The sequence below is a fragment of the uncultured Algibacter sp. genome (assembly GCF_947495675.1).
GTDB lineage: Bacteria > Bacteroidota > Bacteroidia > Flavobacteriales > Flavobacteriaceae > Algibacter_B.
The window spans coordinates 1-21,147 of sequence record NZ_CANLZX010000023.1 but is presented as its reverse complement, the minus strand read 5'-3'; the positions used below and the strand labels follow the sequence as shown (position 1 = coordinate 21,147).

At 32.3% G+C, this 21,147-nt stretch carries 16 protein-coding genes and 1 tRNA gene; 9 read left to right on the top strand and 8 right to left on the bottom strand.

Features of this window, described 5'->3' with window-relative positions; genetic code table 11:
* Nucleotides 1–140: 140 nt before the first annotated feature.
* The 3 genes from Q0842_RS14370 to Q0842_RS14360 form a co-directional block, all read right to left on the bottom strand.
* Nucleotides 141–4,475, bottom strand: coding sequence for a T9SS type A sorting domain-containing protein (locus Q0842_RS14370; RefSeq protein ID WP_298499609.1), 4,335 nt, complete (start codon nt 4,473–4,475; stop codon nt 141–143).
* A 101-nt stretch (nt 4,476–4,576) separates the two neighbouring features.
* Nucleotides 4,577–5,830 (bottom strand): NRAMP family divalent metal transporter, encoded by a 1,254-nt coding sequence (locus Q0842_RS14365; protein ID WP_298499605.1) that lies wholly within the window; start codon nt 5,828–5,830, stop codon nt 4,577–4,579.
* Nucleotides 5,831–5,885: 55 nt separating this feature from the next.
* Entirely contained in the window at nt 5,886–8,204 is a 2,319-nt protein-coding gene (locus tag Q0842_RS14360) for a chondroitinase-B domain-containing protein (RefSeq protein ID WP_298499602.1), read from the bottom strand.
* A gap of 431 nt (nt 8,205–8,635) precedes the next feature.
* Here Q0842_RS14360 and Q0842_RS14355 point away from each other — a divergent pair, with 431 nt between their 5' ends.
* The gene (locus Q0842_RS14355; protein ID WP_298499599.1) at nt 8,636–9,148 is read left to right on the top strand and encodes a metallophosphoesterase family protein; all 513 of its coding nucleotides are present in this window, start codon (nt 8,636–8,638) and stop codon (nt 9,146–9,148) included.
* A gap of 268 nt (nt 9,149–9,416) precedes the next feature.
* Entirely contained in the window at nt 9,417–9,845 is a 429-nt protein-coding gene (locus Q0842_RS14350; RefSeq protein ID WP_298499596.1) for a peptidylprolyl isomerase, read from the top strand.
* A gap of 129 nt (nt 9,846–9,974) precedes the next feature.
* Here Q0842_RS14350 and Q0842_RS14345 read toward each other — a convergent pair whose 3' ends face one another.
* Nucleotides 9,975–10,385 (bottom strand): DUF4293 domain-containing protein, encoded by a 411-nt coding sequence (locus tag Q0842_RS14345; protein ID WP_298499593.1) that lies wholly within the window; start codon nt 10,383–10,385, stop codon nt 9,975–9,977.
* Nucleotides 10,386–10,568: 183 nt separating this feature from the next.
* Here Q0842_RS14345 and rho point away from each other — a divergent pair, with 183 nt between their 5' ends.
* Nucleotides 10,569–12,164, top strand: coding sequence for a transcription termination factor Rho (rho, locus tag Q0842_RS14340; protein WP_298499589.1), 1,596 nt, complete (start codon nt 10,569–10,571; stop codon nt 12,162–12,164).
* A 274-nt stretch (nt 12,165–12,438) separates the two neighbouring features.
* Here rho and Q0842_RS14335 read toward each other — a convergent pair whose 3' ends face one another.
* The 4 genes from Q0842_RS14335 to proS form a co-directional block, all read right to left on the bottom strand.
* Nucleotides 12,439–12,801, bottom strand: coding sequence for a hypothetical protein (locus Q0842_RS14335; RefSeq protein ID WP_298499587.1), 363 nt, complete (start codon nt 12,799–12,801; stop codon nt 12,439–12,441).
* A 129-nt stretch (nt 12,802–12,930) separates the two neighbouring features.
* A complete protein-coding gene (rpsT, locus tag Q0842_RS14330) occupies nt 12,931–13,182 on the bottom strand; it encodes a 30S ribosomal protein S20 (RefSeq protein WP_298499584.1) in 252 nt (83 codons plus the stop codon).
* A 27-nt stretch (nt 13,183–13,209) separates the two neighbouring features.
* Nucleotides 13,210–13,281, bottom strand: a tRNA-Glu gene (locus Q0842_RS14325).
* Nucleotides 13,282–13,450: 169 nt separating this feature from the next.
* A complete protein-coding gene (gene proS, locus Q0842_RS14320) occupies nt 13,451–14,929 on the bottom strand; it encodes a proline--tRNA ligase (RefSeq protein WP_298499581.1) in 1,479 nt (492 codons plus the stop codon).
* Nucleotides 14,930–15,028: 99 nt separating this feature from the next.
* Between proS and Q0842_RS14315 the strand changes: the two genes are divergently transcribed.
* From Q0842_RS14315 to Q0842_RS14290, 6 genes are all read left to right on the top strand, one after another.
* Entirely contained in the window at nt 15,029–16,186 is a 1,158-nt protein-coding gene (locus Q0842_RS14315; protein WP_298499577.1) for a hypothetical protein, read from the top strand.
* 25 nt (nt 16,187–16,211) lie between these two features.
* Nucleotides 16,212–17,714, top strand: a complete 1,503-nt coding sequence (locus Q0842_RS14310) for an outer membrane protein transport protein (RefSeq protein WP_298499574.1) — start codon at nt 16,212–16,214, stop codon at nt 17,712–17,714.
* Between the two features lie 174 nt (nt 17,715–17,888).
* Nucleotides 17,889–18,566, top strand: a complete 678-nt coding sequence (gene folE, locus Q0842_RS14305) for a GTP cyclohydrolase I FolE (RefSeq protein ID WP_298499571.1) — start codon at nt 17,889–17,891, stop codon at nt 18,564–18,566.
* 40 nt (nt 18,567–18,606) lie between these two features.
* Nucleotides 18,607–20,088: a cysteine--tRNA ligase gene (gene cysS / locus Q0842_RS14300; RefSeq protein WP_298499568.1), complete on the top strand. Its 1,482-nt coding sequence runs from the start codon at nt 18,607–18,609 to the stop codon at nt 20,086–20,088.
* Between the two features lie 45 nt (nt 20,089–20,133).
* Entirely contained in the window at nt 20,134–20,355 is a 222-nt protein-coding gene (yidD, locus tag Q0842_RS14295; protein ID WP_298499565.1) for a membrane protein insertion efficiency factor YidD, read from the top strand.
* A gap of 120 nt (nt 20,356–20,475) precedes the next feature.
* Entirely contained in the window at nt 20,476–21,057 is a 582-nt protein-coding gene (locus Q0842_RS14290; protein ID WP_298499563.1) for a suppressor of fused domain protein, read from the top strand.
* The last annotated feature ends 90 nt before the right edge of the window (nt 21,058–21,147 follow it).

Below are 21,147 nucleotides of genomic sequence, written 5' to 3'. Positions count from 1 at the left end.
TCACTCCTTCCTGCGTCAGGGAGTTCAAACATGCCGTTCAATCCCTAACGCGGGTTGTGTTTACAAAGGTTTAGGTTTTAACTAACAAAGTTTCTTATACAATAAATCTTCAGCGTAAATTGAAGCTTTCATTTTATATTTTACTTTTTTATTATCAGCTTCTTGATAAATTCACCATGATCATGTTTAAGCTTAACAAAATAGAGTCCTGGTTCAAAATTTAAAACGTTAATTTGAAGTGTTTTACTAAGCCTGTCTTGTAAAATAATTTTACCTTGAACATCTACAATTTCAACAAAAACATTGCCACTTAAAGCACTATTTAATTTAATATTTACAGCCTCTTTTACCGGATTTGGGTATAATGAAAATGTATTAGTATTAAATTGAGATACCGATAATGTATTTACATACTCCGTTATAAAAGTGTTTGTTATAACTGGAGCATTAAAATCAAAATAAATCTCTGCAGAATCTGGTATTAAGGTACCTACATTGTAACCTGCTGTTGGTTTTATTTTAAGATATACATAACCGTTACTACCTAAATCGTCTTGCGATTGGGCTGGTAAGTTTATATTATCAAAAGTCCATGTTAACTGGTTGCCATTTTGTACCATCACATAATCATGACTCGAACTAAGCATTTGCATGGTGCTAATATCTAATAGCGCATTTATGGTGTTTTCTATACGTACTGTTATGGCTTCGGCAGTTCCTACATTTTGAAACCTGATGGTGTAATATAAATACTCATCAGAAGTAATAAAATCATCGTAAACAATTTCTCTACCGTGAGATTCTATAATATCATTAGGGTCGTAAGAACCAATAACTTCAAGTGTTACTGTTGATGTATTGTTAGCCGTAATAATATCGTTTGATGCGGTTGTATATTCTAAATTATGTGTTACTAATTCACCCAATGATACACTAGTTGGGGTATGAAGTAAAACCATAACGGTTTTGGTTTCTTCTGGTAATAAATTGGTAAAATCAATTGTTACACCCGTTCCTGTAGGTGTTATAGTAAGCCCCGTTCCAATGGAATTTGAAGATACATAATTTACTAAAGCATCATGTTGAAAAGTAACAGTACCAGTTGTAATTTCAGAAGAACCAACGTTCTCCAATCGCAATTCACACCAAGTATCAAACCCTGGTCTAGGTGAATCTACAGGTACTAAATAAACGGCTAAATCTTCGCAAGGCATTGCCTCGGTTATCGGGAAATTCACGTTTATCGTATTACCATGTAAAACTGAAATGTTTTCAACAAGAGCTGTTGGAATATTGAAACAATTCTCATAATCAGGATAAACTTCATAGGTAATATCGTAACTATTTGCTTCATCTAGGTTTGCTATTGTATAGCTTTCAGTATTTGAATTAACTGTTATTATGTTACCATCATTATTCACTTCGTAAGTTGAGAAGCCATTTGTAAAAGGTGTGTCTATACCATTAAAAATGCCATCGTTGTTTTCATCTAAAAAGGCATTAACTTGAATATAACCAACGTTACTAGCACATAACACATCAAAATCTAAAGATGTATAGCCTTCATCTGAGCAGCTAATTATATCATCTGAATTAATAATTATAGTTAAACGGTCGCCCGACGACGTAAAATTTAAACCACTTACATCGCCTACATCTCCTCCAGCGTTTACATTGCCCCAAGGTGTTACTGTATTTAAATTAGTTGCACCATCGGAATCGATTACATTTAAAACATCATAACCATATTCAATTTGGCCTGCATTAAAAACAACGACTAGCGGACTGCCATCGGTACTTTTAAACCTAAATTCGGTAGTATCATTTTCTGTATAACAATAGGTGGTATTTACTGTTGTGCCACAAGTAACAAATTCAGGACAATCTTCGACTACTAACTCTAATTGAACAGCTGTAGCACAACCTGAGCTATTTGTTGCTTTGGCCCAAATGGTTCCAGGTGTGTAATAAGGACTTGTGAGGGCGTTACTCTCGTCCAGAGATTCTGCCAAAATTCTATAAAATTTTATTTCGGTATCTGGCGTACCGTTTAATATGTCGTCTACTATAGAATCCAAATGAAATACCACAATACCGTCGTTATTTTCATCGCAACCAAACAATTGAAGATTACTCCGTATTGTTGTCGCAGGAGTAGATATAACATTTAATTCTACTGGTACTACGTAATAACAGTCTATATCATATTGCCATTCTGTTCTGGCATAAATAGTTTGTTGGTTTGCTGTAGTATTAGTATAAGTTACTGGTAGTTGATTTGTATAATTTTCGGCATCAGTTAAATTTTCAAAGTAGGTTACAAAAAAATCACCAGTAAGATTATTTCCTAAAACTTCATTTTGGATATCTGATAAAGTGAATTCTGCAAATCCGTCATTATAATTATCATCACATGTATCTAATGAAGACACACTTGTAACTGGTTCTATTGCAGAAACTAATAAGTATAGTTGTTGGATATTTACACATCCTGATATGTGTTCTGCTCTAGCATAAACAACTTGAACATCTGGCGTTGTATTTGTGTAGTTTTCTGGGTTGGTTATTACATTAGTATTAACTTGAGCATCTTCAATACTTTCAAAAAATGTCATAGTTAAACCTGTTTCTATAGTAATATACTGTAACGCCTCTTCTAGGTTAAAGGTAGAAATGCCATCGAAATCATCATCGCACTTACTTAGATATGTATCATAGGTATCAAAATTATCTCCTACCAAAAATTCTATTTCTACGTAACTATAACAATCTGTTAGGTCTGAATCTACACGAACATAAAATGTATAGGTTCCTGCATTATCAAAGTTAAAAGTTGTTGCGTTGGTTATAGGATTAAGATTAGATTGTAAGTCTGCAAGTGTTGTGAAATATGAAATGGAAACATCTGTTTGGCTTCCTATGATAGCGCTCTCAATAATTGTGATATCATGTTCTTGAGGAAAGCCACATAAGTTTTGTGTTGGAATTGTATTTGCGGTTGGTGTGTTATTTGATATTAACTCGACCGTTCCTACGCCATAACATGTATCAGATATTAATCCTCTTGAAAATAGGGTTTGGTTATTTGAACTCGCTGTATAAGTATTAATATTTGCTATAGCATTGCTATTGGAAAGTCCATCCGCTTCTGTTAGATGAAATGTAATATTGCTATCAAAAGCATTATTGATTTGACTGATAGCTAACTGTAAATCATAATCTAATGAATTATCACAATTATTTAAAGATGCAGCATCTAAAGCTAAATCACTTTGAACTGTTACGTTAATTTCTGTTGTATTAAAACAGTTTGAAGCATCGGCATTTACACGCACGTAATAGGTGTTGGTTCCAAATTCGTTTAGCGTCACATTATTTGGATTCGTTATAGGCTCAAAACTTTGCAATAAATATTCTAAACTATTGTAATAAGAAATCGTAGTTCCTGTTTGTCCGCCAGTTATTGCTGCTTCGTTTTGGGTTAAATCGTAATTTAATTCTGAACCACAAATAGCAATATCTCCAATGACGTTTGCTGTTACTGGAGTTCCTGTATTTACTACTAAATCTAGAGGTTTTACGTCATAACAGTCTGTTATGATTCCTGAAGGGCTATCGTTTAAGGTAGCTCTAATATATATAGTCTGCGGATTGATAGTATTTTGGTAATTAAATGGTAATGCATTAATGTTATTATACGCATCGCTTGAAGAAGCATGATAAGTAACGACTTGATCAGTAGTTTCATTTAAAACATGATTAAGCTCTAAATTAAAAGTAGCAGTATCTGTAGTACCGCAAAGCTCTAAAGCATCGGTATTATTAAGGTATGGAACATATTCGTGCAACTCAAACGAAGTCGTTTCATAATAACATCCTAAAAATTTAGAAGTAGCTCTTAAATAAAATACGAATAAATTATTAAAATTATTATAATTGGATGGGTCGGCAATGGCATTAATATCTGCGTCTGCATCTTCTTGTGTCTCATAATATGTATATGTATAGAGAAAATCTGCATTGTCGTTAGTAATGGCACCATTATATTCAACAGCATTAATATTTTTACCAAATACAGTACTGTCACCACATATTTCTGCAACCAGATTAGTATTAAAAATTGGCTTTATTTCGGCTAATATTATAAAACTCGTCGTAGCAAATGTACCCATAGAAGTATTTTCTAACCTCACATAAATTGTTTGGTATCTATAAGTATTAGTATAATTAGACGTATTAGCTATTGGGTTAATATTATTATTAAAATCATTTAAACTAGCATAATAAGTTAATACTAAATCCTGAGGGTCTTGAGTGCCTAAGACTTGTGGTGTAATTACTGTATCAAAATCAAATTGAGCAAAACCATCATCATCAGTATCACAAATAATATAATCATTAGGTTTATTGGCAATTTGAGAATAACTTAAAACAGCAACTAATAAAGCAACTAAACAAAGTAATTTTTTCTTCATAATTTGTAGGTTATAGCTTGCTAATATATTAATTTTTTAAATTTCATCGGTAAAAAACATTATTTTATCGATGAAACACAAAAGCCACTTATATTTATGCCTTAAGAAATCAGCACCCAGCCATAATAAATTGCTAAACATGATAAGAAAAAGATGCCCGCATAGGTTAAAAGTTGCAAGCCTTTTTTAGGTTTATCAACTTCTGGAATGTCACTACTCATTACATTTTTTAAATTCATATAACCCACAATTGGCGCCAAAACAAATGAGGTAGCGGTGGCAATAGCTAGAATTAATCCCATATTAGCCCCCAAGGTATATAATACAATAATGCTCATAACTGCGATTATAATAATACCTGCGGTATAGTACTTTTTTCCTTTGAATTTTTCATGCTCTCCAACAAGTAACCCAATAATATCTACACTAACTCTTGAGATGGCATCATGTTGCGTTAAACATGTACTATACATGGTAGCAAAAGCAGACACCGCAATAAATACATAAGCCCAATTACCTATATGTGTAGTAAATAAGTTTATTACTTGGTCTGCAAAGGTTACGGCATTGCCACTTAATTCTTTACCTGTACCAAAAAGCGTCATACACCCAATAACTAAAAAGAAAATTGCAAGTATTGACGTTATTAAATAACCTGTATTAAATTCGTGAAGCGCTTCTTTTAATGGTGGTTTATTTTGGTCTATCTTATATTTTTCTGCACTCCATAAACTTAACCAACTACTAGCTTCCACAGCTGTAGGCATCCATCCAATTAAGGTGATAAGAAATAGAATTCCCAATTCGTTAAAAATCTTTGGTGGATTAAAGTTAACTATTTTCTCTACTGGTCCTGCATTAATTACAAATACTGTGGTTGCCAACAAAGCAATAAACAAGATAGGAATCAAGAATTTTAGTAAAGTCTCTAAAAGCTTATACTTACCAATAATTAAAATAATACTATTTAGTACGAATAAGCAAACCGCAATAGTAGTAAGCGATACGCTTTGTATGCTAAAAAGGTTTATAAAAAGACCAGCAGTAATCGAACATAGTGCAGCTGGACTTGCTATACTTGTTATTAATGTTATGAAAGCATATAACCATAAATAGCCTTTACCTCTTGCATTATAACCTTCAATAATACTTTTGCCTGTTACGTTGGTATATCTAATTCCGAATTCAAAAAACGGATATTTTAAAACATTTGCTAAAATTATTGGAATAATCATGAACCAACCATACTGCGCTCCAGCTTTTGTAGAAAGTACTAAATGCGATGTACCAATAGCCATACTTGCGAATAATAATCCGGGGCCAAGGTTTTTAAGAAGCGTTTTAAATTTTGACATAGTGGTGGTGTATTAGCTAGTTTTGGTAATAAATATTAATTTACCTTTTAAATAGTTAGTACAATATTTTAAGTTTCTGTTGGTCTTCAACTTTTATAGTTCCAGAATTAATTAAAATATTTCCTTTTTGATGGTTATTCTTTTCACCCCAAAGGATAGCAACATGTTTTATTGGATTATTTTTAAAAGTGTTATCAAAAATATTCACATTGATAATACCTCTAGTTTTGAGCAATATACTGCTTTTTTCATTTTTACCACATGCTGTAAACAAGCTATTGAATACCGTTAAACACCCTCCTATGGTGGATTCATCATAACCACCTCTATAGAAATTTATAACATTACTTTTTATATTATTAAACTCGCATTGATTGATTGTTACCATTTCTGCGTTATAGTCACCCTTTTCTTCAGAAGCCAAAACAATACCATATTCACAGTTTTTAATTCTTGTTTTTTTGAAGGTAATTGAATCTGAAAAAGATCCTTTTGTTGCTTTTAAAACATGATTAAAATCTTCAATTACACAATTATTAACAAATAAATTATAAGCTGAAGCCATATTTTCTTTTAAAGGTGCAAATGCCTGTTTTTTGTTATGACCTTTTAATATCAAACTTTCTAATTTCAGGTTTCCTTTAGGGTTCATTTTAAATGCTACAGAATTATCTTCTCCTGCGAATACAAGTTGAGCCATATTTTGAGAATCTTTAGAACGAATACTAATTTCTTTATCGATTTTAAAACTTGAGCTAATTAAATATAATGAATCTGTTAGTTCGATGATATCTCCTGATGCAGACTGACGTATTTTCTCTGCGAGGTCACCTTCAGCCGATGAAGCAGTTAATACTTTTGGCTCTTTACCTACTTTCTCAATAGAAAACCAATCTGGTCCGTAGGCCTTTTTATCTATTTTAAATTTTTCGGCTGCGAACAATTTAGTAATTGCGCCAATGCTGTTATTTTCACCTCTTGTGGTTCCAAATATATCCTTTTCAATACTTCCGAAATCAAATCCTTCAAATACATCATTCAACTTTTTATCTTGTGAATTTTCTGGAGCATACAACCATTCATTTATCTTTTTCATCTTTAAAGAACCGTTCTGTAACACATCATATTCAGAATATTCACCCCCATTATTATCAATCATATTATTCTTAAATACTATACCGTCCATTTCGCTGTGGTTTATAATAGGGGTTTCATCCTCCACGGAATTATAAATTATATTATTAGCTACTGTTGATCGTATTGGTGCCGCAGATCGGATTTCGCTTATTGGAAGCACATCTGCACTTTTTAAATTTTGGCCAACACCTATTTGCCAAGGCGATTTACAATCTACCCAAGTATTATAAGCCACAATAATATCTGACACTTGTAAATATCTATTTAAAGGTGTCATAGGAATACCATTCATAATAGCTAATGGTGCTCTAAATTTTTCGCCTTTAATTTTATAAAAATAGTTATTGGTGATTTTATGTCCGGCGTTTACAACTCTTATGCCTCCGTAAAAGTTAGAATCATCACCGCCAATAAAAATATTACTATCAACAGTTGTATAACATCCGTGTCTTAAAACTAGTGAGCCTTCACATTTATAAAACACATTGTTTTTATAAGTATTGAAATTTGTTTTATCTGAAATAATTTCGACTTCGCCATTACAAGCATCAAAATAATTATTAGCCACATTAACGTAGCCCGGCGAAAATCTTGTTTTACTATCGCCCACACGAATGGTTTCTGCTCTAGGTCCGCCTTTACGAGGACGAGGACCAAAATAATTATTTACAATTTGATGGTGCGCATTAACGTGCTGATTTCCAGTAAAAAAAACTCTTACTGTTTCACCATCATTAGACTTTCCTGTTATATAATTATGGTCTAGCTTGTTATGTTTACCGTAAAACACAACCCAGCGATCGTTAATTAAACGGTTTGGTTTAGTAAACCCATCAATTACGGTATTGGAAATTCGACAATGATTGGCCGTACTATCCTTACCTATTCGATATTGAATAACAGCATTTTTTGGTGAATAGCCATTCCTGAAATATAAACCATCTACATGCAAATATTCGCCTCCCAAATGCAAATACGAAATACCCTCAATAAAAACCTTTCCAGGAGTTTCTGCTCGTAAAGTTATAGGCTGTTCTTTTGTGCCCAATCCATAAAAATTTATTTCTGCATTTTTCCAAACACCATTAGCTAATACAATATCGTCACCTGGTTTAATTTGCTCTAGGGCTTTATTAAGTTCAAGAATATCTTTTACGATGACCTGATTTTTATTTGAATTCTCTTGACAAGACAGTATAAAAAGTAAAACACCTACTAGAAATATACTTTTTTTCATATTTAATTATTGTTTAATAATAGAAAATTAAAGGTTTAACTCCTTTTTATTACAGCTAAGAGTACGTTCTTCATTTAATTATTGAATGTCTTGAGCAATTAAAAAACTGATGAAAGCTAAAATTAGTAATACTGCGGAAATAGACTTTTTAAGGATCACATCTTTAGTTTTTATAGATTGGTACACCAATCTGGATTACCAAATATATATCTAATTATTTAAAAAACAATGCTAAGCCATTTATTTTGGCTAAGTAGTCTTAAATTATAATATTAAAACACTATCATTTTTTTGTTTAACCTCAATAATTCTATAAACCTATTTTTTAAAAAAATTACTATTCAATTTAAAAATGTAAAAACTTCATTTTTACTTTTGTCAATTAACAGCTTTAATCTATAACTTTACAAATTGATAATACACCTATAGTAATGACCAAAATACTCCTCTTATCTGACACACATAGTTATATAGACGACGACATTTTAAAGTATGTTAAGCAAGCTGATGAAATATGGCATGCCGGTGATATAGGCGACTTAAAAGTTACAGATACTATAAAGGCTTTAAAACCATTACGAGGTGTTTACGGTAATATTGACGATGCCGAAGTGCGTTTAGAATTTCCCGAGCACAGCCGTTTTATGTGCGAAGGTGTCGATGTTTGGATAACACACATTGGAGGTTATCCACCTAAATACAATCTTAGAGTTAGTGAAGCTATAAAGCAAAACCCACCAAGACTTTTTATTTGTGGGCATTCGCATATTTTAAAAGTAATGCCCGATAAAAAACTAAACTTAATACATATGAATCCTGGTGCCGTTGGCAAACATGGTTTCCATAAAGTTAGAACGATGCTTCGTTTTACAGTTGATGGTAAAAAAATTGAGAATCTAGAGGTTATTGAATTTCCTGTTAGACATCCTAAAACTACAACTTAAAAATAAAAGGCTAAGCAAGTAGTACTTAACTTAATACTTTAAAACTATTAGTAGTTACATGCGTTTGAGATTTAACGGTTTGTATGAGCTCCCAACTTTGGAGGAGCGAGCTGTGAAAGCCCGACCCATGTAGTAACACCCAAGTGATTCTTAAAATTTCAATTAAAAATATCATAATCAGTTTAAGTGATAAGAAAAAGTACGTTCTTTTCGCCTTATAAGTTGTAAATTTGCTGACTTATTTATAAAACAGTAAACTTAGATAGTTATGAGTCAAGTAAAAGAAAATGATACGGTAAAAGTACATTACACAGGAAAGTTAGGAAATGGGCAAATTTTTGATAGCTCTTTAGAACGTGAACCGTTAGAGGTTACACTAGGCCAAGGAATGCTTATTCCTGGTTTTGAAAAGGGTATTATTAATATGGAAGTAAATGAAAAGAAAACAATTAACATTCCAGTTTCTGAAGCTTATGGCGAGGTAAAAAAGGAATTGTTTTATGATGTTAAAAAAGAACAATTACCACAAGATATGGCTCCTGAGGTTGGCATGGGATTGGCATCTAAAGATGAAAATGGTAGAGAAGTACAGTTTCGAATTGCCGAAGTTAAAGAAGACCATATTATTGTTGATGCTAACCACCCTTTAGCTGGACACGATTTAACTTTTGATCTTGAACTTGTTGAGATAAAATAATATTCCCTTATAGGTGAAATTAAAAAAGCTTAGATATGTTCTAGGCTTTTTTTGTAATTACATATAAACAAAAAAACCCAAAGCTTTCACTTTGGGTTTTACGCACTAATACTACTAAGATATAAGGTTTTAACGTAACCTATCTACAGATTTTACAAGATCTTCATCCTTCTTGATGGCCTTATTGGCTAATGCCAATAACACGATAGAAACAATAGGTAGAAGCATCCCAATACCTTTCTCAGAAACCGCCGTTTCTCCAGATATATTTAGTGATTGATACACGAAAAATCCTAGTATAATAAAGTTTAATATGATATTAAGTCGACCCAGCATAAACTGAGACTTCCTATTTTTGTATCTAAATATTGTTATGATTGAATATAAAGCAGACATTAAAAAAGCTCCAAACACGTATTTATTATCAATTGCAAATACTTTTTCTCCTGTATCTGTAACCCATAAATGGAACACAAAAATTAGACCAACAGAAACTCCTGCAGCTAATAAGAGGTATATAGTTTGAATACGTTGTAACATATTTTTTTTATTCTAGAAGGCAAAAATACTAGATTTTATATTAAAAAATAAAATAAAGTTGTATTATTGCAGTAATAATTCACAACAACCGCACTTACAAGCGGTTAATTCTTCAAGATTTTAAAAATCATTTTCAGAATAACTCAAGTTAAGTATTCAAATAATATATCCAATTAAACATAAATGTTTGAAATTTCACAATTAAAAGAAAAAAAACTCACTGACTTACAGGAGATTGCAAAAAAATTGAGCATCCCAAAATACCGTTCAATGAAAAAATTAGATTTAGTTTATCAAATACTAGATCAACAAGCTGCAGACCCAAAAGCAGTAAAAGCTGTAGTTCCAGAAGCTACAATCGAAACAAAAACTGAAAAACCAGTTAGAAAACCTAGACAGCGAGTACAAAAACCTGTAAAAAACGAGAAACCACAAAGTAACGATGTTGCTGTAGATAATACAACTACATCAAAAGTTGAGGCTCCTCAAAATAAAGAAGAAAGAAAGCCCGTACACAAGCCTAACCCTAGACCTAAAAACGATAACAATAAAAAACCTAATCCTAGACCTCAAAATAAAAATCAACATAAAAACCAAAAAAGTGGCAATGTAGACAGAGGAAATAAAGATAACAGAAACCGTTATCGTGAACCAGATTATGAGTTTGATGCTATTATTGAAAGTGAGGGTGTATTAGATATCATGCAAGATGGTTATGGTTTTTTACGCTCTTCTGATTACAACTATTTATCATCTCCAGATGATATTTATGTTTCTCAATCTCAAATCCGTTTATTTGGATTAAAAGTTGGAGATACTGTATTAGGTAATGTTAGACCTCCTAAAGAGGGTGAAAAATATTTCCCTTTAATTAAAGTTAGTAAAATTAATGGTCAGAATCCAAATGTTGTAAGAGACCGTGTATCTTTTGAGCATTTAACGCCTTTATTTCCTCAAGAAAAATTTAATATAGCAGAACGCCAAAGTACAATTTCTACTCGTATTATGGATTTATTTGCCCCTATTGGTAAAGGGCAACGTGGTATGATAGTATCACAACCTAAAACAGGTAAAACTATGTTACTAAAGGATGTTGCAAATGCTATTGCAGCTAACCATCCTGAAGTTTATCAAATGATTTTATTAATTGATGAACGTCCTGAAGAAGTAACTGATATGCAACGTAATGTTCGTGGAGAAGTTATTGCATCTACCTTTGATAAAGAAGCGCATGAGCATGTAAAAATTGCTAATATTGTTCTTGAAAAAGCAAAACGCTTAGTAGAATGTGGGCATGATGTAGTTATTTTATTAGATTCAATTACGCGTTTAGCAAGAGCTTACAACTCTGTACAACCTGCTTCTGGAAAAATATTAAGTGGTGGTGTTGATGCTAATGCATTACACAAACCAAAACGTTTCTTTGGTGCTGCTCGTAATATAGAAAATGGCGGTTCCCTTACCATAATCGCTACAGCTCTTACAGAAACTGGTTCTAAAATGGATGAAGTAATTTTTGAAGAATTTAAAGGAACCGGTAATATGGAACTTCAGTTAGATAGAAAAATATCTAACCGTAGAATTTTCCCTGCTATTGACTTAACATCTTCAAGCACGCGTCGTGATGATATTTTATTAGATCCTGTTACCGTACAGCGTATGTGGGTAATGCGTAAATATCTTGCAGACATGAACCCTGTTGAAGCCATGGAATTCATTAATGAGCGTTTCAAGCAAACTAAAAACAATGAAGAGTTTTTAATTTCTATGAATGGATAATTAAAAGAAAATTTTATTCCCGTGAAGACGGCAAACTTTATAACTAACTCAAACTAAAAAAAGCCTCAACATTAAATTGTTGGGGCTTTTTTATTTAATTTTTATAAGGTGCTACCTCTAAATATCAGGGTAATAATTATACCTTGATGTATACCATGTAAATAAGCTAATAAAGCAGATAAACAACTTCAAAAAAGTTTCTTTTAAAATAAAAAATAAAGCCTTAGTATTACTAGAATGCTAAGGCTTTAATGGTATTATAAAATTTTAAATATTAGTAACTATTTAAAAGGTCTCTATATTCTTTTAAATCAGATATGTTTCCTTTGTTATTAAGGTTTTTAATAAGTGCAATTAAGTACTTAAGACTTTCAACAGGAGCTACTTCTTGATTTGCTTCAATTACATCAACATCTTCAATTGGCTCATCATCAAGCATCGGAATCATAAAAGACTCTGTTGCTTCAATATGTTCATAAGTTAATCTAAGCACTTTTACTACTAAAGGAATTTGCGCTTCTAAAGCATAAGTTCTTAATTCCTTAATGTCATCGATTAATGTATCTGTATTAATTCCTGATTTATCAAGATTTTTAAGAATTTTATCGATTAATTTTATTGCTTTTTTATTTTCCAAAGGAGTAATATTAAATGGTTAAGTAATATTTGCAAATTTATATTTTTAAAGTGTAATCTTATTAAAAAATATCACAAAAAAAGCTCCTCATTTCTGAGAAGCTTTAAATTTTTTAAACTTTAAATGATATTAAAGTGCAGCAACGTGTTTTGCTAAACCAGATTTAAGGTTCGCAGCTTTGTTAGCATGAATTACGTTTTTCTTAGCTAATCTATCTAACATAGACACTACAGATGGAAACATTGCTTCAGCTTCTTTCTTATCAGTTAACTCACGTAATTTTTTTATTGCATTACGAGTTGTTTTGTGCTGATACTTGTTAACCAATCTTTTTGATTCGTTACTTCTAATTCTTTTTAATGCTGACTTGTGATTTGCCATTTTGTTTTTTTCTTAATTTTTTAATTGTAGCCCGTAGGGGAATCGAACCCCTCTTACATGGATGAAAACCATGCGTCCTAGCCGATAGACGAACGGGCCATTTGTTTTAAGTGTGCAAATATAATATTAAAATTAAAACTTGCAATACCTTTCAAATAACTTACAACGTTTCCATTGCGGATGCAAAAATACAACTATTTTTAAATGTTGCAAGAGGTAAATAATATTTTTTTAAAAAAATTTTTATTCACCTCATTTTCAGCACCTATTAATATGCTTTTGCGAACAATACTCTGCGTTTTGAAGGGTTTCCTGTATAAACGCATTTACCAGCTTCTACTTTACCTTCTAAAGGAATACACCTAATTGTTGCTTTTGTTAACTCCTTTATCTTGTCTTCTGTTTCATTAGTACCGTCCCAATGCGCAGAAATGAAACCTGTTTTTGTTTCTAAAACTGTTTTAAATTCTTCAAATGTATTTACTTCTGTAATATGCTCATTTCTAAATTTTAAAGCTTTGGCAAACAACGTTTCTTGAATTTCTTTTAATAGTAATTCAATCTTTTCATTTAAACCATCTAGAGCAACAACTTCTTTTGTTAATGTATCGCGCCTTGCAATTTCTACTGTTCCATTAGCTAAATCTCTTGCTCCAATGGCAATTCGTAATGGTACACCTTGTAACTCGTGTTGTGCAAATTTAGCTCCAGGCCTATGTGTGGTTCTATTGTCAAATTTAACAGTAATGTTTTTACCTCTTAAATCAGTTAAAATGCCATTTGCTACTTCTGTAATAGCATTTAAATCTTCTTCAGTCTTATATATAGGTACAATAACAACTTGATTTGGCGCTAAGCTTGGAGGCAATACTAAACCTTTATCATCGCTATGCGTCATTATTAAAGCTCCCATTAATCTTGTAGAGACTCCCCATGATGTTGCCCAAACATAATCTTGCTTACCTTCCTTATTAGCAAATTTTACATCAAATGCTTTTGCAAAATTCTGTCCTAAGAAATGAGATGTTCCTGCTTGTAAAGCTTTACCATCCTGCATTAACGCTTCAATACAATAGGTTTCATCGGCTCCTGCAAAACGCTCACTTTCAGTTTTTAAACCTTGAATTACTGGAATTGCCATAAAATTCTCAACAAATGTTGCGTAAACATTGTTCATTAATTCGGCTTCAGCCACAGCTTCTTTTTTAGTTTCATGAGCTGTATGCCCTTCTTGCCATAAAAATTCTGCTGTACGTAAAAATAAACGTGTACGCATTTCCCAACGCACTACGTTTGCCCATTGGTTTATTAAAAGTGGTAAATCTCTGTAGGATTGAACCCAACCTCTAAAAGTATTCCAAATAATAGCTTCACTCGTTGGTCTAACAATTAGCTCTTCTTCTAATTTTGCTTCAGGATCAACACGTAATTTTCCAGGCTTATCAGGATCATTTTGCAATCTATAATGTGTAACTATAGCACATTCTTTTGCAAAACCCTCTGCGTTTTTCTCTTCTGCTTCAAACAAACTTTTAGGAACAAATAATGGAAAATAAGCGTTTTGGTGCCCAGTTTCTTTAAACATTTTATCTAATTCTGCTTGCATTTTTTCCCAAATTGCATAACCATAAGGTTTGATTACCATACATCCTCTTACTGCTGAGTTCTCAGCTAAGTCTGCTTTGACAACCAATTCGTTATACCATTTTGAATAATCTTCTGCTCTACTAGTAAGTTTTTTGCTCATATCTGTGTTTTGGCATAAATATTGTATCTATTTTAAATAGAAAAATAGTTCAGCAAAACTAACTATTTTTGTTATGTTCAACAATAAAATTATAGAGATATGCAATTTAACAACTACTTAAAAGGAAAAGTGCCATTTGTAGCCCTACTTGGTTTACTATTTGGCCTAGCTTCATGTGGTTCTTACCAATATGTTGGTGTGGACAACGATGGAATTTATGGTGATGCTCCACAAACTCAAAATACTGAGGCAGTTGTTGAAGTGCCTAATGAAGGAAATAGTAATTATTATAAAAATTACTTTAAAACTAAATCTATAGAATCTGAAAACATTTATGCTGGTGATGAAATTTTTACTGACATAGATGCCTATGAAAGTAATAATTTTGTTGAAAACGATACCTTACAAAACGATTATCAAGGTTATGCTGGCTGGGGCCAAGACAGTAACAATGTTACCATTAATTACATAAATAATGGTTGGAATAACTGGGGCTGGAACAACTGGGGCTGGAACGGTGGTTTTGGTTACGGATGGAACAGATGGAATAACTGGGGCTATGGTGGATATTATGGTGGCTGGAACAACTGGGGCTACGGCGGTTTTTATAATCCGTTTTGGAATTCACCTTTTTACGGAGGAGGCTTTTATGGTGGAGGTTTTTACGGAGGCCTAGCATTCTATAATGGTTGGGGATACAATAGAGGTTTTTACAATAGAGGATTTTACAGCAACAATTTCTATAATAATAGACGCTCGCTTTCATACAGCAATAGTAGACGAAATAGCTACGCAAGTAACTCAAGAAGTACAAATAACAATTTAAGCAGACGTAGTTCTGTAAATACTCAAAATAGATCTACATCTAAATACAATACATCTAGAAGAAGTAGCGTAAACAGAAACTCTACCTCGACAACAACAAACAGAAGAGTTTACAACCCTAATGGTACACGAACAACAACTGGTGTAACAAGACGATCTACGGTAACAAGAACACCATCAACAAATTCAACAGCAAGATCTTCTTCACCTACAGCAAGAAGAAGTTCAAGTTCAGTTTACAGACAACCTACAAGCAGTAGTTCAAATTCTAATACTTACAGAAGATCATCTTCTTCTAGTAACAGAAGCTACTCACCAAGTAGCAGTTCTTCTAGCTCAAGGTCTAGTTCTGCATCAAGGTCATCAAGTAGCAGCAGAAGTTCTGGAAGTAGCTCAAGATCTTCATCTCGTAGTAGCGGAAGAAGACGTTAATCAAAATTAATAAAGAATAAGATATATGAAAAAGTTAAATTTACTATTCATAGGTTTACTATCTATGTCTACAATTTACGCTCAAGATATAAGTGATGCCGTAAGGTTTTCACAAAGCGAAATTCAAGGTACAGCTCGCTACAGAGCTTTAAGTGGAGCTTTTGGTGCCTTAGGTGGCGACATGAGTGCTGTAAGTGCAAATCCAGCAGGTTCTGCTGTTTTTAGCAGAAGTCACGCTTCTTTTACAGGATCTAACGTAGACTTAGAAAACAATACAGGATATTTTAATGGATTAACCAATACAAACACTTCTAATTTTGATATTAATCAAGGTGGTGCTGTATTTGTATTTGCAAATAAAAGCAACAATTCGCCTTGGAGAAAAATAACTCTTGGTATTGCTTACGACAGAACAAATAATTATGACGATGTTTGGAATGCCGTTGGTAGGAATACAAATAATCAATCTATCGATTTATATTTTTTAAACTATGCTGATGGCGTAAGATTAGGAGACATATCGTTGTTAGATGGTGAATTTATTGAAGATGCTTATGCAGATATAGGAAATACATTTGGTTATGCTCACCAACAAGCTTTCTTAGGATATCAAGCTTTTGTTCTTGAACCAGATGCTGATGACGATGAAAACACAACGTATTTTTCTAATTTAGTAGATGGTAATTTTGATCATGATTACCTGTATACTAGTACCGGATATAATGGTAAAATTTCATTCAACCTAGCCGCTCAATACGAAGACAATTTATATTTAGGAATAAATTTAAATTCACATTTTATTGATTACCAACGAACAACATCTTTAAAAGAAGATAATACAAATGGTGGCTTAATTAATTTTATTGATTTTGATAATAACTTATCTACAACTGGTAATGGGTTTTCATTTCAACTTGGTGGGATCATGAAATTATCTCCAGAGCTAAGAGTTGGAGTAACTTACGACTCTCCTACTTGGTATACCATTGAAGAAGAAACAACTCAATATATAAACTCAAACGAGGCAGATTCAGACATCTCTTTTGTAAGTGATATTATAAATATTTACCCACGTTATAAACTACAAACACCTTCAAAAATAACAGGTAGTTTGGCATATGTTTTTGGAAAGCAAGGATTAATTAGTTTTGATTATTCTAAAAAAGATTATGGAAACACAAAATTCACTCCAGAATCAGACTATACAGATGTTAACGCAGGAATAAGTGATATTTTAACAGATGCTTCAACCTACCGATTTGGAGCAGAATATAAGCATAAACAATTTAGCTTTAGAGGTGGTTACCGTTTTGAAGAAAGCCCATATGTTGATGGTATAACAGTAGGCGATTTAACAGGATTCTCACTAGGTTTAGGCTATAATTTTGGAAACACAAAACTAGATTTAACTTATGATAAATGGGAACGTACTGATGAGACACCGTTATACAATATTGGCTTAATAGACACAGCTACTATTGATAGAGAAAACGCAAACATCACATTATCATTAAGTTTCAACATTTAATTGATTATAAAATATTAAATAAAAAAGCTTGAAATTTATGTTCAAGCTTTTTTTATTACATGTAATTTTAAAGTTAGTTAAGAGACTAAACTCAAATATTAATTATTTGCAAACAAAAAGCGTAACAAAAAGTGAAATGCTTATCTTTGCAACTTAAATTTTGACTTATAAATCATGGCTTTTGATAGTAATATAGAAGATTTTGATGCACTAGATAATGAACACATTGGCACATCTGAAAACACACCAATGCGAAGTGATGCATTCAAATTAAATAATGAAGAAAAGATTGATATCATTAAAGATGATGTTCGTCATATCATGGAAACCTTAGGTTTAGATTTAACAGACGATAGCTTAAGCGGCACACCAAACCGTGTAGCAAAAATGTTTGTTAATGAGATTTTTGGCGGATTAAATCCAGACAAAAAACCAAGTGCATCTACTTTCGAAAACAAATATAAATATGGTGAAATGCTAGTTGAAAAAAACATTACCGTATATTCAACTTGCGAACATCATTTATTACCAATCGTAGGGCGTGCTCACATTGCATACATATCCAATGGAACTGTAGTTGGCTTATCTAAAATGAATCGTATTGTTGATTATTTTGCAAAACGCCCGCAGGTACAAGAACGCTTAACTATTCAAGTGGTTAGAGAACTCCAAGAGGTTTTAGGCACCAAAGATGTCGCTTGCGTTATGGATGCAAAGCACCTTTGTGTAAACTCAAGAGGTATTCGTGATATTGAAAGTAGTACTGTGACTTCAGAATTTGGAGGAAAATTTAAAGACATGGCTACTCGTCGCGAATTTCTTGATTATATTAAGCTAGATACCAATTTCTAAAAAATATTAGCCCTAATTAATATCTCATCAAAAAACAATAATGCAGTTATACCAATCAAACCCAATAAAAATATACAATTCTCTTACAGGTAAAAAAGAAAATTTTACACCCATCAACGAAGGCCATATTGGCATGTATGTTTGTGGTCCTACTGTTTATAGTAATGTACATTTAGGAAATGTAAGAACCTTTATGTCTTTTGATATGGTTTTTAGATACCTTAAACATTTGGGTTATAAAGTTCGTTATGTTAGAAATATTACTGATGCAGGCCATTTAGAAAATGATGCAGATACTGGTGAAGATAAAATAACCAAAAAAGCACGTTTAGAGCAAATTGAACCTATGGAAGTCGTACAACAATATACAGTAGATTTTCATAACGTGTTAAGGACATTTAATTTTTTACCTCCAAGTATTGAACCTACAGCAACAGGGCATATTATTGAACAGATTGAGTTAATTAGTAAGATTATTGAAAATGGTTTTGCTTATATAGTGAATGGTTCTGTATATTTTGATGTACATAAGTTTAATGAAACTCATGAATACGGAAAATTAAGTAAACGTAAGCTTGAAGATTTAATTCATAATACAAGAACATTAGACGGACAAAGCGATAAAAAGAATCCTCAAGATTTTGCTCTTTGGAAAAAAGCCGAACCTCAACACATTATGCGCTGGCCTTCTCCATGGAGTGATGGTTTCCCTGGATGGCATCTAGAATGTACAGCTATGAGTACAAAATATTTAGGTGAACAATTTGATATACATGGTGGCGGTATGGATTTAAAATTTCCGCATCACGAGTGTGAAATTGCACAAAATGAAGCTGCCAAAGGGATAAGTCCCGTTAATTATTGGATGCACGCTAATATGTTAGAGTTAAATGGACAACGTATGTCTAAATCAACTGGAAACACGGTTAATCCAGATGAATTATTGTCTGGTAATAATAAGTTTTTCAGCAAAGCATATTCTCCTAGTGTGATTCGATTCTTTAATGCGCAATCATCTTACCGAAGTGTATTAGATTTAACTGATGATGGATTATTAGCAAGCGAAAAAGGGTTTTACAGATTAATGGATGCTGTAAAACTTTTAGATGATTTAAAAGCATCGTCAACATCATCAATCGATATTAAAGCATGGAAACAGACATGTTATGATGCAATGAATGATGATTTTAATTCGCCTATATTAATTGCTCATTTATTTGAAGCTGCAAAATATATTAACCAAGTTAAAGAAGGTTCTGAAACGCTATCTGCAGAAGATTTAGACTTATTAAAAGAAACTATTAATAGCTTTGTTTACGATATTTTAGGTCTTGAGAACACAACAAAAAGTAATTCTGGAACCGATAAACTTTCAGGAGCTGTTGATGTTTTAATTAGATTAAGACAAGAAGCTAGAGCCAATAAAGATTTTGCTTTATCTGATAAAATACGTGATGAATTAGCTGAAGTTGGTATACAACTTAAAGATGGTAAAGAAGGTACAACGTTTACGACCAACTAAGTCTAAAATAGACATTTAATTATTATTTTTCTTTTCGCAATAGTCATGAAAAAAATACTCATTGCACCGTTTTTATTTCTGATAAAAGTGTATCAAACACTTATATCTCCATTAACGCCTGCAACTTGTAGATATACGCCAACATGCTCGCATTACTCAAAAGAAGCATTACAAAAACATGGTTTATTTAAAGGCGGTTGGCTGGCTATAAAGCGTATTTTTAGTTGCCATCCCTGGGGCGGTTCGGGTTATGATCCAGTTCCATGATTATAATTTTAAGAACTTGACTTTGTAATAATTTTCTACTATCTTCGTTTAACTTCGAATATAATTCATTAAAACGGAATCATATTCGCTTTACGTTGCCAGTAATGTAAACCAATCTTTATGTTGAAAGGAATATTTAAGAAAAAAACACCAGTCGAAAAATATTTGGCTCATTTAGACAGGATTTTTCAAACTGAACCTGAATATTTTATAGAGAAATCTGAAAAAGATGGAATTGATGGAGTTACAACAATGGTTTATAAAGATATTCCCGAAAAAGGAATGATAACTGGAATAACTTACGGGCTATCACTCGGAAATCATCCAGATTGGAAATTCGGACGACCTGAACTGATAATTACTGTTGATTCAAAAGACATTTCTTTCGCTCAAGTTGCGGGTTTTTTAGCAAATAAGTTGAGAGAAAATTGTCCATTTAGTTATAGTAATACTATCAATTTTAGAGAAAAAATATCTGACGAATCTGAAATGGATGCTTTTTTAGTTTTTACACCATCGATTTTGGATAAAAAAGATTTTTCGAATGTTGACATTGGATTAAATTACAAAATAAACATTGCTGGACTTTATCCAATTTACTCTTCTGAAATGGAATTTATAGAAAATAATGGACTTGAGAAATTTTGGAAACATCCGAATTTTGATATGTACGATGTAAATAGAAAACGAGTAACGAAATAAAAAACACTACTGGCAACAAAGTACTGTGGTAAAAAACAAGTAAAATTCACTTAATTTTTAGCCAACACACTTCTATAAGTATTATCATAT

Coding starts and splice junctions, on each gene's coding strand:
- Q0842_RS14355 (WP_298499599.1), top strand. CDS start 8,636: ATGACCAAAATACTCCTCTTATCTGACACACATAGTTATATAGACGAC.
- rpsT (WP_298499584.1), bottom strand. CDS start 13,182: ATGGCAAATCACAAGTCAGCATTAAAAAGAATTAGAAGTAACGAATCA.
- Q0842_RS14345 (WP_298499593.1), bottom strand. CDS start 10,385: ATGTTACAACGTATTCAAACTATATACCTCTTATTAGCTGCAGGAGTT.
- Q0842_RS14360 (WP_298499602.1), bottom strand. CDS start 8,204: ATGAAAAAAAGTATATTTCTAGTAGGTGTTTTACTTTTTATACTGTCT.
- Q0842_RS14290 (WP_298499563.1), top strand. CDS start 20,476: ATGTTGAAAGGAATATTTAAGAAAAAAACACCAGTCGAAAAATATTTG.
- cysS (WP_298499568.1), top strand. CDS start 18,607: ATGCAGTTATACCAATCAAACCCAATAAAAATATACAATTCTCTTACA.
- Q0842_RS14315 (WP_298499577.1), top strand. CDS start 15,029: ATGCAATTTAACAACTACTTAAAAGGAAAAGTGCCATTTGTAGCCCTA.
- rho (WP_298499589.1), top strand. CDS start 10,569: ATGTTTGAAATTTCACAATTAAAAGAAAAAAAACTCACTGACTTACAG.
- Q0842_RS14350 (WP_298499596.1), top strand. CDS start 9,417: ATGAGTCAAGTAAAAGAAAATGATACGGTAAAAGTACATTACACAGGA.
- proS (WP_298499581.1), bottom strand. CDS start 14,929: ATGAGCAAAAAACTTACTAGTAGAGCAGAAGATTATTCAAAATGGTAT.
- Q0842_RS14370 (WP_298499609.1), bottom strand. CDS start 4,475: ATGAAGAAAAAATTACTTTGTTTAGTTGCTTTATTAGTTGCTGTTTTA.
- Q0842_RS14310 (WP_298499574.1), top strand. CDS start 16,212: ATGAAAAAGTTAAATTTACTATTCATAGGTTTACTATCTATGTCTACA.
- yidD (WP_298499565.1), top strand. CDS start 20,134: ATGAAAAAAATACTCATTGCACCGTTTTTATTTCTGATAAAAGTGTAT.
- folE (WP_298499571.1), top strand. CDS start 17,889: ATGGCTTTTGATAGTAATATAGAAGATTTTGATGCACTAGATAATGAA.
- Q0842_RS14365 (WP_298499605.1), bottom strand. CDS start 5,830: ATGTCAAAATTTAAAACGCTTCTTAAAAACCTTGGCCCCGGATTATTA.